A 13,678-nucleotide genomic window follows, 5' to 3' on the forward strand; every position below is an offset into this window, starting at 1 on the left:
TGGATTTATAAAGCCAATAGCTTTGTCCAGAAAGTTAGCCATTTAGTAACCCTTTCTGAACGTTGTGAAGACCGATCGAGACCGTCGCTTCTTTGGGAAAACTTCGGCCTCAAGCTGGTCGATGATGGCTTTCATATCCTCGCGGTTGCGATAGGAAACATCACGCTCACGGAATTTCACCCGCGTTGCGCCAAGGTAATAAGCTGTCTTGAGATCCCGCAGAAAAGAGAACTTTTCCTCGGGGGTGAACAGCTCCATCTCCAGCGGTAACGGGTCAGGTTCCACCAGCTCCGCTGGAGCCAATGGCTCTGCCTCGGGCTGGAGGATGTCGTTTGCATCTTCGTTATCTTCGATCGTCACCAGATGCTGCCTCCTCCACCCCAGTGACTGCCCGGCCGTCTGCGTGCATTAGGATCTGCACGCTTTGGCACCGGTGTTTCTTCGGGCGGTGTTTCGGGTTTATTTTTAGTGGATGCACGTCTTGACACCGTGACCCCTGATCGAAGCTTCGTCAGGTTCAGGATTACGCAGCACGCCCCCTGCATGGACTCACAGTCGAGGTAATGGTTTTCCTTACCGCGCTGCACCCATTTGACCTTGCCACCGGGAGCTCGCATTCGGCTCTCGGAAACAATCTGCTTGCAGTAATCCTGCGAGATGTCTTCAGGCAGATACCATGCGCCCGGCGTGCCATCTTCCCACCGGATCTTCTGCTGCACCCACGACTTGAAATAGTCGGTATCGAGACGGAGGAGATCCAAGCCGTTCTTGATCTCCTTGCCACCGATTTGGATGTCAATTTTGTTTGACGTGAGCGGCTTGCGCATCGGATTAGACGAACCCTTCGTCGCACGAACAAGGTTCGGGAAACGGCGGGCAAACGCATATACACGATGCTCAGGAACCAAGAATTTCTTGCCCGGCCGATAACCGGAATCCACAAGAACAAGTTTGATCGGCAAGCCGTCATAGGTATCGGTGATGACGGTTGCGAATGTGTCCCAGACCTCTTGATCTTCGGTAGGTCCATAGAGCTCGTTGGCTTCCACCAACCATGATGTGCCGCCCGGTCCCCATCCACGGATCGTGTAGATTATTCGATCGAGCTGCACGTCCGCCGTCAGCGTGAGGACCATCACTTCGTCTGGCACGCGGCCCATGACGTAATCAGATCCACGCTCTGCCACCTCGCTCCAGTCAGGAACATTGCCGCCGCCCAGTGAATACAATTCACCAAAGCCTTGGTTCTTTACTGACTGGATCGATCGAGGGTTTCCAGATCTTACTGCTTCCACATAGGCGGCCGCTCGATCCCCCCACGATTTAAACGGTGAGCAAAGACCTGAAGTCCAGTAGCTCAGTGTCCAGCTTTCAGGCTCTTCACCGTGCACCACACCTTCGGTATCGATGGACTGACCAGGCGCAACGTAATCGCCGCGCTCGTTCATCCATTCCTTTGTCGTCTTAACTGGGTCGCCATCCGGTGATGGATCCAACTCATAAATTAGGCAGCCGTTGCGAGGGCACTCGAGGTGTGCTGTCTTCATGGCCCGTGCTGGCTTGGATGGAAGCTCTCTGCCATCTTCCGACTTCGGCTTATCCCACGACAGGCAAGCGAAACGAGGAATGAAATATTCCTTGCAGTGCGGACATGGCCACGCCCAATGATGTCGCGTCCCGGTCATCCATAATCGCCAGACGGTAGACTTGATCTCTTCCGGGTCTGTTTCAGCCCAGAACTCAAGGCCGCTATCTGGATCGATTTCCACTTCGACAGCCCCTTCACTTGGTGTTGACGTGATGGCGTGGACGAAATCCGGGTACGTGTCACCGCGCGCATCAATCATGCCGACGGGATCGCCTTGACCTTTCAGGTTGCTTGCCAGCTCATCCACTTCGTCCGTTACGGCCAATCCGTAGGGGTCTGATTTCAGGGCTGTTGAAGATCCACCATGTGCCAGTCGCAGTGGCACACCGCTGATGATTTTCTTGGTCTTCTTCTGCTTCGACTTCACCGCAGACAGCGCTTTCAAAGAAGTGCTTCTCATCAACTCATCGATGCGCGGCTCAAACTGATTGGTTATGAAGTCTTTCGACGGGCCGACATACAGGATCGGAACCGGCTGCGTATCCAAGCGCTCCCCGATAATATCGAGGAATGTTTCAGTCTTGCCGGACTGCGCGGACACCACGAACACGACACGCTTGTGCGTACGGCCGTGAACAGCCATCGCAAACTTGGTCATGTAAGGTGTTATGTGTGGGTTTCTTTGCCCCGGTCGCCCTGCAGTATCTGGGTATTCTCGGTTGTCCATCGCCCATTGGATAGGGTTAGTCCTCGTCCTCGGCGTCAGCATCTTCCTGACCCGTGCGTAGAGCATCGATCTTTTTTCCGAGACGATCTGCGAGGCGGAGCCTTCCTTTATCAATGATGTCATGGAGCCTCTGCCGCTCTCGCGGCTCCTTCGTGATCTCGGCTGGCAAGCCATTCAAGTAAGCTACGAAAAGACCTGCCAGTTCATCGGCTGTTCCCAATGCTTCATCGAGTGTGATGAGTTCTCGATCTTTCCTCATGCGCGTCATTCGAGCGTCGAGAACTTTCTCAGCACGCAGCTGATCAAGCCCTTCGTTTCCGGTTTTCTTGACAGCGCCTTCACGCAGATATGCGGCGTAGGATTGGAAGACCGTACCCACCCGATACTTGCCCAGAGATTCGGAGAAGATGATTTCCTCCTCTTTCTCCAATTGGCGCAGCCGGCGCGTCGATATCCCGATCGCTTCAGCAAGATCAGTCTGGTTGACAATCATGTCCGCCAGTTTGATCTTCACTTCCGGTTTGATTGACGTACGAGGCTTTCTGGTTGACGTTTTCTTTGCAGCCGGCTTTTTGAGCGGCGGCTTTTTTTGCACGGGCTTCTTAGCCGCCGGCTTCTTCGCAACCATTAGAACCTCATCAATTTCTCGACGCGCTTACCCACATGCAGCTCAAGTTGCTGCGGACCTTCTCGCAAGAACGTAGCGAGCGACTGATCCTCGGGGATTTCTTTCATGAGTGAGGGGCCGAACAAGCGGCGGACCTTGCCGTATTTCACACCAGAAGATGCAAACTTGCCGCCAGCCCCGCGAGGCTGGTTCGACTTCAGGCCATAGGTCCAAAGCGCCCGAGGTGCGCGTGTTGACGTCCCTTCGCCCGGTGGCAACATCGCGTAGAAACCACCCTTCGTGGCAAACGATCGTTTGAAGATACGAGGGTTATTCCAAACACCCGATCGGACTGCGCCGCGTTCAGATGCCGAGCGGCCAACATTCATTCGATTACCTCGGCTTACCGAACGAAGTCCCCGATACTGTTCAATCGCCGCGCCGCCCTTAACACCGAAGATGTCGTAGGCGAGGATCGCTTTCCTCGGAACGCCTCTCGTCCCGGCGACAACGTAGCCCTGATAATTACCAGCCTTCAGGTTCATCTGTTTGTAGACGGCACGCTGCACGCTGGTCTTTGTCCGGCGACCCGCATCGACAATCCCGTTGTGAACCGCATTACGAAACTGAGGGCTCGATAGCCGCTCGGTCATTTTCCCGAAACTGCGGAGTGCACTGATGTCTCTTGTGCCAAGGCGGATCTGCATGGTGATTAATCCTTTTTGGGATCGGTCGCCTGTTCGATATTTTTAACGACGGCTCCCAGAGCATCGACCGTGTAAGGAACATCCTTTCCAGTCAGTGCGCCGCCCATCGTTACTGCATCTGCAAGCATGGCAACCGGTGTCTGGACCGTTGCCGCTACCGCTGCTTTGGTCAGGTTGGTTAGCATTCCGAACATGTTTGACCTCCAAACGACAAGTTTTTTCTACGAAACGTATTAATCGCTTTGTATTTGCGGAAAACCATTTCTATCGGCTCGCTGTCAGCCGATTAGATTTTCTAAAAACACCGGCTTCTACTGAGGCATCTCCGGCATACCACCCCATTTTCTTTCGTGTGGTTTGGGGCTTAACCGCCATGAAAGGCTCCACGTTTTCCCGGTGATCAGCCAGGTTTGGGACACACCCAAATGTCGGAATCGGAAGGGTGAAATGAAAAACGCAAAAAGCACTCAAAGACTGCGCTGCGCCCGACCCGCGGTGCCCCTGCCACCCCTCGGAAGAACCTAAAGCCCCACGGGGTCTAACCCATTGATATGTATTGATTATTGGCGGTGAGCGCTGATTGAGCGCTATAACAGCCGCTTATGAAGGCATTGCAGGGCAGGGCAAGCCATACCAGTGAGACGCACGCAAGAGCGCTTGACGGTATCAGGGCAGGGCGATGTGTGTCAGGTGATGCAGGCAGGGCAACACAGGGCAGGGCAAGGGCAAGCCGTGCATGTGGTGGCGCTGGTTGTGTGTGCGATTGTGTCCGGGCGCAATCCGTCCCTATGTAAGCGGGTATGACTCGGACATGTGGCAACACGCAATATTTTGTTTCACTTTCTCTTTCCCCTCTCTCTCCTCCTCCCCCCGTGTTGATTGGCAACACCTTATGAGCGGTACACGGGCATTATTGCGCTAGGGGCGGGTATCAGCGAAAGAGCGGTCTAATACGATATGAATGGATTATATGCGGTTATGTGGAAAACAATCGATGAACTAAGTTATTGATTTTATTAGTTTGAAAAAAATAATTTATGGGTTTTGCATTTTTCGCTTGTCAATACGAAATGAATTAAATTATACGTAATGTATCAGAACGGTTTAGCGGTCTGACGGGCGGGGTTCTCGCCGGTTCTTTGACATTGGAGCTTGGTTATCAAGGTTTCACTTTCCTTGTAGGTGTATCGGAAGAATGGCGGTTTACCGCGTATCATCTGACGATTGAACGGAAACTGATTCTAGCGAGACATAAGCGCAATAGGTGATTGATCCGTGGCGGGAGTGACAAACCGTCCAGTCAATCGGGGCCTGCGAAAATCTAGCGCTAATGCTAGTCCGGCCTGACTTAAGAATAGGACGCTTGCAAATATGCGCCGGGGTTTAACCTGACTGGCGATAAAGCAAAGAACGATAGGCAATATGCGGTCCGGCTGGAATAGCCCGGTTTGATGCACTGAACATGCGCCGCTCTATCAAGACTAGTCCCCTGCGATTGCAGGATACATAAAGAAACAAAAACCGAATAATCGAATTATCGAATACAGGCGGCGGCTTCATGCTTGCCGCCTTTCCGATTGTAACTCTAAGGCGTTCACATGAGCGCTTTATCGATGCAATCGAACAATCCGCAATTATGCGAAAAAGGTGATCCAATGGATTTTGAAACAGCGATTGAAAGCAACGTCTCACTTGATGAAGCGCTCAACGAATTGGAGCGACATGGCATAACAGCCGACTTTGAAGGCGATGAGCTTTTTGATTGCCGCAATGGTGAAACGATTGCATGGCGTCAAACTGGCGGCATGTATCAAGGCGGCGATGTGCTGGCGTATCTCGGCTATTGAATGACAGTATAAAGGGCAGGGCGCGACCTTGCCTTTTATGAAGTCATCCAGACTTCACCCCCCGCAATTATGCGACATATGGAAAAGGTTTTTATCATGACACAGTTCAACGTTCTCAAGGGTGCGGCTCTCGGTAAGGCTATCACTGGTCAGGGCAAAGCAATTGCCACGTTTACCGCACGGGAACATCAGCTCGCTTATTCGGCACTCGCTCATCTGGATGAGCACAATGACGCCAAGTACCTGAACGCTCTTTATGCCGTCACACCTGCGAACTATCGCGGTGGCTTGCGTGCGTGGGTATTGGCTTTCGGCAAGGCGTCATTTGAAGCAGATAACAACGAGTTTGCTTATGCCAAGGGCAAGAAATCCGACCTCGAAAAGGCAATGGAAATTGCCCCGGCGAATTACGCCAAGGAAGCTAAGGGCGGCAAAGCAGAACAGCCATTTGATGAGATCGAGTATCTGGAAAAGGCACTCAAGCGCTTGCAAGACAAGGGCGCGACCATCCAGACCATCAAGGCAATGGAAGGCGTTGTGCGTGTTGCAAAGGGCACTGCATTGACAGTGATCAAGGCTGAAAAGGCGGCAAGTCTGCCTAAAGCCGAAAAGCAGCTTGCATTGCCAGTAGCCGCAGCGGCCTGAAACAGCCAGCCATTCAAGGTAATTCACGGGGGTAGGCGTTAGCCTGCCCCTTTCTCATGTGGCTACGCAATGGCGCGCTTATGCGCTTTTTCGCGGCTTCATGCCGACCCCGCAATGATGCACAAAAGGAATAGACTGTTGGCAGCCACAATTGATACACTCGGCTTTGCAAAACACCTTCGGAGCGCTGGCGTTCCAGAACTACAGGCGGAGGCGCATGCGGAAGCGGTGCGCGATTATCTGATGAGCGAAGTCGCAACAAAAGCAGACATTGTTCGGCTGGAAGGCCGGATTGAGCGTCAAACGCTTCAATTAACGGTACGCCTTGGCGGCATCATCATCGCTGCCGTCGGCTTCATGGTTACAATGCAGAAGTTTTTCTAAGCTTCAGCACCACTCAAAAATCGACAGGCCGTGGGATTAACACCCCCACGGCTTTTTTTTACCCCCCGCAACTATGCGCACAATGGAGATCATCATGCTTTCACGCCCGGAATCCGTCCGGCGGCATATCGATGTGTCGCCCTTCAAGCATCCGCATTTTGAGACTTTTCGCGACCGCCAGAAACTGGCCTTCGTTCGCGAAGTAGCGGAAGCCGTCCGGCACTTCGACGCCATGCGTGAGCGTCTCCAAAAGTGCCGGATCTTGGAGGCTCTACAATGAAAACTGTTCTCGTGATGATCGCCATTTTGCATGGCGCGCCTGTTGAAACTCCAATTCGCGATTATTCGGCCGATCAAGCTGCCCTTTGCGTTGCTGATATGCACGCCGCATGGGAAGCCGGTTTTGACTCTGCGTGTATCCCTGCGGGTGAGCTGGACGTGCTTGCTCTCTCGCCCGTTTGCCGTGTCGCTGCCTATGCACCCACTGACGCAAACTTAGAAGCCTGTTACGGCATCCCAGTCGAGGAGGCGGTGCATGACTAACGCATCAATGTGCGATCGACCTCTCGCAGCGCCTGGCCTTATCAGCTTTCGTTGCCGCTCACCTTATGGCGGCTGGATCATGATCGGGGCAAATAATCCCGATGAGGCCATGAGCGAAGCCTTGCGCAGCAGCCAAACAGCGAGCCGCGACACACTGCAAATCTGGAATGGCTATCGCTATGTGCCGGTTTAATCGTCACCCGGTCGCCTACACATACCTTGTTGCCCGTGAACGGCGCACCACAACAAATGGAAGATGGGCGCTTTCGGTATTACTCGATGACGGCCTCATAGAGCCGCTCACCACTTACCGGAATATGGTCACGGCTTTAGCCGCGGCTCGTACCCTTGCCAGTCTGGCGGGTAACGTTGAGCTTCGACTGTCTTAATTCACGAGTTTGGCCGCCTTTCCCCACCCCCAAATTGTGCGGCTGATTTCCGATCTCACTAACGCGGAGGTGTCCCATGCGCCGGGCTTTTAAATCCGGCTAAATATCATCGGCGGGAAAACCGCGTGACCGCCCGCCCTCGCAACCGGCACGCACCCCCATCGCAATTATGCACCGAGGAAATCATGACGTTTGAAGCCGCATTCACAACAATTGGACTCGTTTATATCGCTGGGTCGCTTGTAGCCTTTTGTCTTCTACAGCGTGCGAAACGAGTCCCACTACCCGTAAAATGGTGGCGTTAATGAAAGCCACTCCTTTTATAGTCAACGTAAAATGCGGCTGTTTTTTCCAAGGTCGAGACTTCATCACTTCGCCAGATTGCCCCGAACACGGAGAAGATGATCTAGACGAAGAAGACACGTCAGCACCACCCCCGCCACGTATGGCAAATTCTGGAGACGAAAATGACAACGAATAAATCTGCATCCTCTGCACTTGCCACCCGCGCAATGATCGTCTCTCTTTCAATCTCACAATGGTCAGGCCGCCGCCTTGATCGGCAAATTACTGACGAAGTTAATCAACAGCACAACGCCGCCTCTGACGCCGGCCGCTATAACAAGCTGCTGCTACCTAAAGAGGCACTTGCGCCTATCTCGTCGATTGTGAACGAGACGCGCACAGACTTCCTAAAGCGTACACTTCCTTGGATGGATAACGGGTCGCGCATTATGTCGTCTGACGGTTATCTCGCTCACATGAGCTGGATCCGTGCACAAACATCCAAGTTTGAAAGAGCTGTTGAGGAGTTCATCGTTGCATATCCGGGCTATCTCAACGATGCGCGAAACCGGCTCAATGGTATGTTCAAGGACGATGATTATCCGGGCGCCGACATCCTGCGGAGTAAATTCGCAGTCGATTGCCGCGTCCTGCCTGTTCCAAGCAGTCAGGATTTTCGGGTGGATATGAGCGATGCCCAGGTAGAGCGTATTCGTGAGGAAATTGAATCGCACGTTACAGAGGCAACCAACGCGGCGGTTAAGGATGTTTATGCCCGTGTTGCTGAAGTTACCGGCCGCATGGTTGAACGGCTAAATGCTTATCGGCCAGCAGCGCGACCCGGTGATCGGGCAGAAGGCATTTTCAGGGACAGCCTTGTTGAGAATGTCCGCGATCTAATCAACATTCTTCCCGCGCTCAACATCACCGGTTATCCTGAACTAACAGCCATGGCCGACAAGTTGAAGCCTCTGGCCGCACACGATGCGCATGTGTTGCGTGATAATCCGGTAATCCGCCGTGAAGTTGCCAAGGAAGCCGCCGCAATATTGCAGACGGTCTCAGAGTATTTCGCATGAGAAAGATAATCGAACGGCTCAAAAGAGTTGTCGCTGCTTTCAAGGATCAACCGCGAAAAACGTACGCAGTGATCTACGATTATGTGGCGGACGGCAACGATGATGATGAAAGCTACTACGGTTATTTCTCTTCACGAGAAGAAGCTTTGCGCATGTTTAATGATTGCTATCCGCCGGAAGCTAACACTGTTCACAATGCACACCTTGTCGTTCTTGTTGAGGAGTTGCGCCCCTCACAGCATTAAAGCCGAAAAAGAAAACAACCTCCGCAAACATGCGAATTTATAGGAGACACACATGGGCGACCGTGTTTACGCCGCCATTACCTTTGGCGGTCACATCGAAACCGTAGCTGAGATGGAACAATTCGTTGATGCCTTAGTTGCCGAACGATTGAACAATCCTGATGGGACATTCCTGCCAAGGAAGGACGATGTAGGCCGATATATACGTGGTTGCGTTCAGGCCAAAGAAAGCCCTCAACTACATGCTGAGGAAGTCAATTACGGGACGTTTGAGGCTCTTGAAGACATGGTTGCCGACATCCACGGCCTTGGATGCTCCACGGATTATCAATCAGGCGGTGGCTTTGATGCTGGGATAAAGACCATTATGCCCGACGGTGATGAGCATGAGGTTAACTCCCACCGCGAGGGAGGAACCATGATTCCGATTGAGGACGTCATCGCCGCTCGCAACTCCCCGACCATGAGGGAGGCGTTTGACAAACTCATCGCTGATGCACAGCTTGGTTCTGGCGTTAATCTACCGCTCTTCACCGTTTCAGCAACTGTGGAATCTTGGCTCAAGATATTTATGGAGCCGTCATGAGCATCGGTATTCGTCCACCTCCACCGCCGCCAACAGTGCGCTTTCTTTTCATCCCTGAGATCGGCAGCATTAAGGAACATCGCTTTACAATATCTGCCGCGACCGTCGTCCCACTGGCGAAGATACGGGCAGCTACGAAAGAGATGTTCGATGAGGACATCGAACGCGTAAACGTCCTCTATCTGGGCGAGTATCGCGATATGTTCATCGGCGCTACGTCTTCGATTAATGGCCGTCATATCCGCAATATCCGCGCCACCGAGATCTACCGCAACAATATGATCGTGAATGTTCCGGGGACCGACCCGGATTCATTGCCAGCCCTCTCAGGTCCTGCCGTACTTTTCCCCGACTATCAGGTGTGGAAGTGAGCCGGTTCGGTGTGATGCATGGACCGTATGCCAGCCAGTTAACAGATTATCATTTCAAGCTTTGGTTTGCTTTCATCCCTGACGACGGAAAGATGACCCGTTACCAGCTGGCGTACCACCGCAATGATCCTGACCCTATCACCCGGCACCGAGAGATATTCGAGGGTAAGGTTCCTCAATATAAGGCGAACTTCAACGAATACCTCCCACCCGATGACATCCAGTCATATCCCGGCGAGCACTTTCCACGGCACAAAGGAGACACGATCAAGGCCGTGCTCGTATCACTTCTGACGGATCAGTACTTGGCTGATGTCATTAAGTTCTCTCGCTTCGGAATCCTCCCGATACTCGCGAAAGACAACGTACCTAAGAAATATCACGACAAGATCCAGTGTCTTGAACCCGCCACACATGGCAACACGGAGAAACAATCATGCATATTAAAACAGCCGCCCTTAATCTGATGGACTATCTCGACGAAGACACGCCAGCCTTTATGTGGGGCGCACCAGGCATCGGGAAGTCAGCAATCACTCATCAGATTAAAACTGAACGTAAATGGGGCTTGGTCGATTTTCGCGCTTCCACCCGTGACTCGGTCGCTCTCATGGGCCTGCCTGATTTCTCCGGCGATACGACGAAATGGAAAGTGCCTGACGAATTTCCGCAGGTAGAGCGCGACGGCAAGGAAGGTATCCTTTTTCTCGATGAGCTTAACGCTGCACCGCCATCGATGATGGCAGCGATGTTCGGTTTAGTTCTCGACCGCAAGGTTGGTGATTACCGCTTACCGGATGGCTGGCGCATCATTGCGGCAGGTAATCGCCAGTCAGACCGTGCGGCTGCACAACGTATGCCAAGCGCCTTGGCCAACCGCTTTGCCCACATCGACGTGGAGCCTGATCTCAGCGCTGACCATAACAACGTGCATCTTGAGCACTTCAACAGCATTGGCATTAACCCAATCCTGATGGCTTTCTTACGCTTCAGGCCACAGTTTATTCACCTTATGCCGGGCGAAACTTCGGGCAGTATCAAATTGCCGACTGACACTCGCGCATTCCCCACTCCTCGTTCATGGGAGCAAGCAGCCAAGTATATCGATAAGCCAAAAGAACGTCGCCTTAGCCTTATCACGGGCGTTGTCGGTGACGGCATAGCCGCAGAACTGGAAGGTTTCATCCGTATTTATCAAGATCTTCCGTCGCTGGATCTGGTCTTGGCCAATCCTAACAGCTCCCCAGTGCCAGAAAGCCCTGCTTCGCGGTTCGCTATAGCATCTGCCTTGGCCCGAAAAATCACCGAGAAGACATTCGAAAATGCCATGGCCTATATCCGCCGCATCCCTGCTCGTGAGTTTGAAATAATGTTCACCGTGGATGCAGTCCGCCGCGATACTGCCTTGTCACACACACAAACTTTTACTGACTGGGCTGTACGCAATCAGGACGTGACTATTGGCTAAGATTACTCAAATCTTTGGGCCTTACACCCATGTTATGAGCCGAACCCAAGCACGATGGAAGTTTTCAGGGGTCAGAGCTGATGGTTCCGCTGCTGCATGGGAGCTAACCTATTATGTTTCTACGCGAAAGTTTAAGGTTCAAGCGCTCAACACTTCCACTGAAAAGAAATATGCGGAGGCAATGTCTTCCGGGATGCTGCCTCTGCATCCCACTGGCGCCGCTCACTTTAAAGGAACCGTCACCGAAATCCTTCGGCAACACATCCCAAAAGAGCAACTGGCAGCGGCGATGGCGCGGTCGATTGCAGGAGGATGACATGGCAATAATTCGCAGAGTATTCGGCCCATTCCAAAGAGAAATAAAAGATGAGGGCCGAGTTACGGAGGAGTTGCACTGGCACTTTTTCGGTATCCGTGGAGATAGAACGACAGCGCATTGGACACTTGTATTCGACCCACGAAAGCGGTCTTACCGAGCGAGCAACAACCCCATTAACAGCAACCTTACTGGTCGCAGCCTGAAGGCATTGATTACTCAAGGAGTCGACCCGGTTGTGAAAAATGAAACCGCTCATCCAGATGCTTTTCTTGATGAAAGCCCTGTTATGGAAGGGACGATCACCAGCATCTTGAAGTCGAAACTTTCACCAAAAGATATTGCCTTGGCAACAGCCATGGTGATTAGGAAGAGATGAATATGGACGCACAAAGGTTAGCGACTGACTATAAACCACCCGTAGAAGTCACGAGGCCAAACGAAGTCCGCTTCTATTGGTCTGGCAAGATTAAGCCATATCCCCGTGCCCGTTATAGGCTGACATACATGGTCGATAGGCGTTCCTTCATGCTTGAGAAGTTTATCAAGCTACGTAGCGGAACCAGCAAGGAGATGAAACGAGTTGTGAGCAACGAAAGAACGGTCGCTCTCTTCCGTGACGCCCTCCTTCCTGAACAAGTTGCCTTGCTCACAAGACTCTCACTGGCATCATCAGAATAAAATCCCGCCAACCATGGCACCACGGAGACCTCCATGAAAACCGAGGATAAAATTCTCGCAGCCCAAACAGCGCTGCTTTGGGATCACCCATTCTTTGGCGTGCTCATGCTTCAAATGAACAAGATTGCTGTCGATGACCCGAAGCAGGTCGACACCATGGCAACTGACGGCCGCAATCTTTACTACCACCCACCATTTGTTGACAGCATGAAGAAAGACGAAGTTGTTTTCGTCCTGGCGCACGAGGTGATGCACAACGCTCTCGAGCACCATATCCGCAGGCAACATCGCAAGCCCGGCCGCTTCAACAAAGCGTGCGACTACGCCATCAACGGCGATCTTGTTGAATGCAAGGTGGGTAAGATGCCTGAGATTGGGTTGCTGGAAGATCGCTTTACGGGTCTTTCGGCCGAAGAAATCTACCGCATTCTCGATGATGAGGATGGCGGCGGCAATAGTGACGAAGGCAAGGGCGACATCGGCGGTTGCGGCACGACACTCGATGGCTGCGCACCGCATGATGAATCGGCCAAAGCTGATCTCCGTGCTGAAATGCAAACCATGATCCGTCAGGCGGCAATGGTCGCGCGATCGGCAAGTGCCGGCGTTGTACCTGCATCCATCCAGCGCATCATTGATGAACTGCTCGCACCTAAGGTCGATTGGCGTGCAGTTCTTCGACGTTTCATTGATGAATCCATCACCCGTGATTTCTCATGGGCGAAACCTAATCGCCGGATGATTCCATTCGGCTTCATTACACCCGGCACTGTGAGCGATGGCATTCCTCACATCGTCATTGCCGTGGATACGTCAGGCTCTATTGATGACGAGATCCTCAAGGACTTTGGCGGCGAGATTAACGGCGCTTTCAACGAAGGCGCAGTCGACAGGCTCACAGTTATCTATGCCGATGCCCGTGTGCATAGCATTGAAGAGTTTGAAACTGGCGACGAACTAATCCTTCATCCGGGTGGCGGCGGTGGCACAGCTTTCTCTGACACCTTCCGCAGAATCAACCGTGATTATCCTGAAGCCAAGGCAGTAATTTACCTCACTGACATGTACGTCTCAGACTTTGGTGAAGAACCGCAAATGCCTGTGTTGTGGGGCGTATATGGCCGAACGAAGCGGGATTTCGATAGCCTGACACCTCCATTTGGAGAGTGCATTAACATCAGCGTGTAACCGAACTAACCCGCCAACTATG

The 13,678-nt window shown here is 52.5% G+C and carries 22 protein-coding genes; 16 read left to right on the top strand and 6 right to left on the bottom strand.

The window, feature by feature from the left end; all coding sequences use genetic code 11:
- Window positions 1-42: 42 nt before the first annotated feature.
- The 6 genes from ABE527_RS02350 to ABE527_RS02375 all read right to left on the bottom strand — a co-directional run bounded on the left by ABE527_RS02350 (window position 43) and on the right by ABE527_RS02375 (window position 5,189).
- The gene (locus ABE527_RS02350) at window positions 43-360 is read right to left on the bottom strand and encodes a phage head-tail joining protein (protein WP_499695986.1); all 318 of its coding nucleotides are present in this window, start codon (window positions 358-360) and stop codon (window positions 43-45) included.
- Window positions 357-2,438: a terminase gpA endonuclease subunit gene (locus tag ABE527_RS02355; RefSeq protein WP_499695987.1), complete on the bottom strand. Its 2,082-nt coding sequence runs from the start codon at window positions 2,436-2,438 to the stop codon at window positions 357-359. The genes ABE527_RS02350 and ABE527_RS02355 overlap by 4 nt, the downstream gene beginning before the upstream one ends.
- Complete coding sequence (locus tag ABE527_RS02360) at window positions 2,332-2,943, bottom strand: hypothetical protein (protein ID WP_499695988.1); 612 nt, start codon at window positions 2,941-2,943, stop codon at window positions 2,332-2,334. The genes ABE527_RS02355 and ABE527_RS02360 overlap by 107 nt, the downstream gene beginning before the upstream one ends.
- Window positions 2,943-3,629 (bottom strand): hypothetical protein, encoded by a 687-nt coding sequence (locus ABE527_RS02365; RefSeq protein ID WP_499695989.1) that lies wholly within the window; start codon window positions 3,627-3,629, stop codon window positions 2,943-2,945. Before ABE527_RS02365 ends, ABE527_RS02360 begins: the two co-directional genes overlap by 1 nt.
- Before the next feature lie 5 nt (window positions 3,630-3,634).
- The gene (locus ABE527_RS02370; protein ID WP_499695990.1) at window positions 3,635-3,823 is read right to left on the bottom strand and encodes a hypothetical protein; all 189 of its coding nucleotides are present in this window, start codon (window positions 3,821-3,823) and stop codon (window positions 3,635-3,637) included.
- A 1,189-nt stretch (window positions 3,824-5,012) separates the two neighbouring features.
- A complete protein-coding gene (locus ABE527_RS02375; RefSeq protein ID WP_499695991.1) occupies window positions 5,013-5,189 on the bottom strand; it encodes a hypothetical protein in 177 nt (58 codons plus the stop codon).
- A 38-nt stretch (window positions 5,190-5,227) separates the two neighbouring features.
- On the opposite strand from ABE527_RS02375, the gene ABE527_RS02380 reads away from it, so the two are divergent.
- The 16 genes from ABE527_RS02380 to ABE527_RS02455 all read left to right on the top strand — a co-directional run bounded on the left by ABE527_RS02380 (window position 5,228) and on the right by ABE527_RS02455 (window position 13,656).
- Window positions 5,228-5,476 (top strand): hypothetical protein, encoded by a 249-nt coding sequence (locus ABE527_RS02380; RefSeq protein ID WP_499695992.1) that lies wholly within the window; start codon window positions 5,228-5,230, stop codon window positions 5,474-5,476.
- Window positions 5,477-5,572: 96 nt separating this feature from the next.
- Entirely contained in the window at window positions 5,573-6,121 is a 549-nt protein-coding gene (locus ABE527_RS02385; protein WP_499695993.1) for a hypothetical protein, read from the top strand.
- A 138-nt stretch (window positions 6,122-6,259) separates the two neighbouring features.
- Window positions 6,260-6,505, top strand: coding sequence for an FHA domain-containing protein (locus tag ABE527_RS02390; protein ID WP_499695994.1), 246 nt, complete (start codon window positions 6,260-6,262; stop codon window positions 6,503-6,505).
- 94 nt (window positions 6,506-6,599) lie between these two features.
- The gene (locus ABE527_RS02395) at window positions 6,600-6,785 is read left to right on the top strand and encodes a hypothetical protein (protein ID WP_499695995.1); all 186 of its coding nucleotides are present in this window, start codon (window positions 6,600-6,602) and stop codon (window positions 6,783-6,785) included.
- Window positions 6,782-7,048: a hypothetical protein gene (locus ABE527_RS02400; protein WP_499695996.1), complete on the top strand. Its 267-nt coding sequence runs from the start codon at window positions 6,782-6,784 to the stop codon at window positions 7,046-7,048. The genes ABE527_RS02395 and ABE527_RS02400 overlap by 4 nt, the downstream gene beginning before the upstream one ends.
- On the top strand, window positions 7,041-7,241 hold the full coding sequence (locus tag ABE527_RS02405; RefSeq protein WP_499695997.1) for a hypothetical protein: 201 nt from the start codon (window positions 7,041-7,043) through the stop codon (window positions 7,239-7,241). The genes ABE527_RS02400 and ABE527_RS02405 overlap by 8 nt, the downstream gene beginning before the upstream one ends.
- On the top strand, window positions 7,216-7,437 hold the full coding sequence (locus ABE527_RS02410) for a hypothetical protein (RefSeq protein WP_499695998.1): 222 nt from the start codon (window positions 7,216-7,218) through the stop codon (window positions 7,435-7,437). The genes ABE527_RS02405 and ABE527_RS02410 overlap by 26 nt, the downstream gene beginning before the upstream one ends.
- A 467-nt stretch (window positions 7,438-7,904) precedes the next feature.
- Window positions 7,905-8,801, top strand: a complete 897-nt coding sequence (locus ABE527_RS02415) for a hypothetical protein (protein ID WP_499695999.1) — start codon at window positions 7,905-7,907, stop codon at window positions 8,799-8,801.
- Window positions 8,798-9,046 (top strand): hypothetical protein, encoded by a 249-nt coding sequence (locus ABE527_RS02420; protein WP_499696000.1) that lies wholly within the window; start codon window positions 8,798-8,800, stop codon window positions 9,044-9,046. Before ABE527_RS02415 ends, ABE527_RS02420 begins: the two co-directional genes overlap by 4 nt.
- Window positions 9,047-9,098: 52 nt before the next feature.
- Window positions 9,099-9,632, top strand: a complete 534-nt coding sequence (locus ABE527_RS02425; protein WP_499696001.1) for a hypothetical protein — start codon at window positions 9,099-9,101, stop codon at window positions 9,630-9,632.
- Window positions 9,629-10,003, top strand: a complete 375-nt coding sequence (locus ABE527_RS02430; protein ID WP_499696002.1) for a hypothetical protein — start codon at window positions 9,629-9,631, stop codon at window positions 10,001-10,003. Before ABE527_RS02425 ends, ABE527_RS02430 begins: the two co-directional genes overlap by 4 nt.
- A complete protein-coding gene (locus ABE527_RS02435; protein ID WP_499696003.1) occupies window positions 10,000-10,470 on the top strand; it encodes a hypothetical protein in 471 nt (156 codons plus the stop codon). The genes ABE527_RS02430 and ABE527_RS02435 overlap by 4 nt, the downstream gene beginning before the upstream one ends.
- Complete coding sequence (locus tag ABE527_RS02440) at window positions 10,440-11,471, top strand: AAA family ATPase (protein WP_499696004.1); 1,032 nt, start codon at window positions 10,440-10,442, stop codon at window positions 11,469-11,471. The genes ABE527_RS02435 and ABE527_RS02440 overlap by 31 nt, the downstream gene beginning before the upstream one ends.
- The gene (locus ABE527_RS02445; protein ID WP_499696005.1) at window positions 11,464-11,787 is read left to right on the top strand and encodes a hypothetical protein; all 324 of its coding nucleotides are present in this window, start codon (window positions 11,464-11,466) and stop codon (window positions 11,785-11,787) included. The genes ABE527_RS02440 and ABE527_RS02445 overlap by 8 nt, the downstream gene beginning before the upstream one ends.
- 1 nt (window position 11,788) lies before the next feature.
- Entirely contained in the window at window positions 11,789-12,166 is a 378-nt protein-coding gene (locus ABE527_RS02450; RefSeq protein WP_499696006.1) for a hypothetical protein, read from the top strand.
- A 335-nt stretch (window positions 12,167-12,501) separates the two neighbouring features.
- Window positions 12,502-13,656: a vWA domain-containing protein gene (locus ABE527_RS02455; protein WP_499696007.1), complete on the top strand. Its 1,155-nt coding sequence runs from the start codon at window positions 12,502-12,504 to the stop codon at window positions 13,654-13,656.
- The last annotated feature ends 22 nt before the right edge of the window (window positions 13,657-13,678 follow it).

Origin of the sequence: Brucella sp. TWI432 (assembly GCF_039674445.1) — a bacterium.
Classification (GTDB): Bacteria; Pseudomonadota; Alphaproteobacteria; order Rhizobiales; family Rhizobiaceae; genus Brucella; species Brucella chromiisoli.

What these genes read in the sequence shown, in the direction of transcription:
- ABE527_RS02355 (WP_499695987.1), bottom strand. Translation starts at nt 2,438, where the DNA reads ATGACATCATTGATAAAGGAAGGCTCCGCCTCGCAGATCGTCTCGGAA.
- ABE527_RS02360 (WP_499695988.1), bottom strand. Translation starts at nt 2,943, where the DNA reads ATGGTTGCGAAGAAGCCGGCGGCTAAGAAGCCCGTGCAAAAAAAGCCG.
- ABE527_RS02365 (WP_499695989.1), bottom strand. Translation starts at nt 3,629, where the DNA reads ATGCAGATCCGCCTTGGCACAAGAGACATCAGTGCACTCCGCAGTTTC.
- ABE527_RS02370 (WP_499695990.1), bottom strand. Translation starts at nt 3,823, where the DNA reads ATGTTCGGAATGCTAACCAACCTGACCAAAGCAGCGGTAGCGGCAACG.
- ABE527_RS02375 (WP_499695991.1), bottom strand. Translation starts at nt 5,189, where the DNA reads ATGAAGCCGCCGCCTGTATTCGATAATTCGATTATTCGGTTTTTGTTT.
- ABE527_RS02380 (WP_499695992.1), top strand. Translation starts at nt 5,228, where the DNA reads ATGAGCGCTTTATCGATGCAATCGAACAATCCGCAATTATGCGAAAAA.
- ABE527_RS02385 (WP_499695993.1), top strand. Translation starts at nt 5,573, where the DNA reads ATGACACAGTTCAACGTTCTCAAGGGTGCGGCTCTCGGTAAGGCTATC.
- ABE527_RS02395 (WP_499695995.1), top strand. Translation starts at nt 6,600, where the DNA reads ATGCTTTCACGCCCGGAATCCGTCCGGCGGCATATCGATGTGTCGCCC.
- ABE527_RS02400 (WP_499695996.1), top strand. Translation starts at nt 6,782, where the DNA reads ATGAAAACTGTTCTCGTGATGATCGCCATTTTGCATGGCGCGCCTGTT.
- ABE527_RS02405 (WP_499695997.1), top strand. Translation starts at nt 7,041, where the DNA reads ATGACTAACGCATCAATGTGCGATCGACCTCTCGCAGCGCCTGGCCTT.
- ABE527_RS02410 (WP_499695998.1), top strand. Translation starts at nt 7,216, where the DNA reads ATGGCTATCGCTATGTGCCGGTTTAATCGTCACCCGGTCGCCTACACA.
- ABE527_RS02415 (WP_499695999.1), top strand. Translation starts at nt 7,905, where the DNA reads ATGACAACGAATAAATCTGCATCCTCTGCACTTGCCACCCGCGCAATG.
- ABE527_RS02420 (WP_499696000.1), top strand. Translation starts at nt 8,798, where the DNA reads ATGAGAAAGATAATCGAACGGCTCAAAAGAGTTGTCGCTGCTTTCAAG.
- ABE527_RS02425 (WP_499696001.1), top strand. Translation starts at nt 9,099, where the DNA reads ATGGGCGACCGTGTTTACGCCGCCATTACCTTTGGCGGTCACATCGAA.
- ABE527_RS02430 (WP_499696002.1), top strand. Translation starts at nt 9,629, where the DNA reads ATGAGCATCGGTATTCGTCCACCTCCACCGCCGCCAACAGTGCGCTTT.
- ABE527_RS02440 (WP_499696004.1), top strand. Translation starts at nt 10,440, where the DNA reads ATGCATATTAAAACAGCCGCCCTTAATCTGATGGACTATCTCGACGAA.
- ABE527_RS02450 (WP_499696006.1), top strand. Translation starts at nt 11,789, where the DNA reads ATGGCAATAATTCGCAGAGTATTCGGCCCATTCCAAAGAGAAATAAAA.
- ABE527_RS02455 (WP_499696007.1), top strand. Translation starts at nt 12,502, where the DNA reads ATGAAAACCGAGGATAAAATTCTCGCAGCCCAAACAGCGCTGCTTTGG.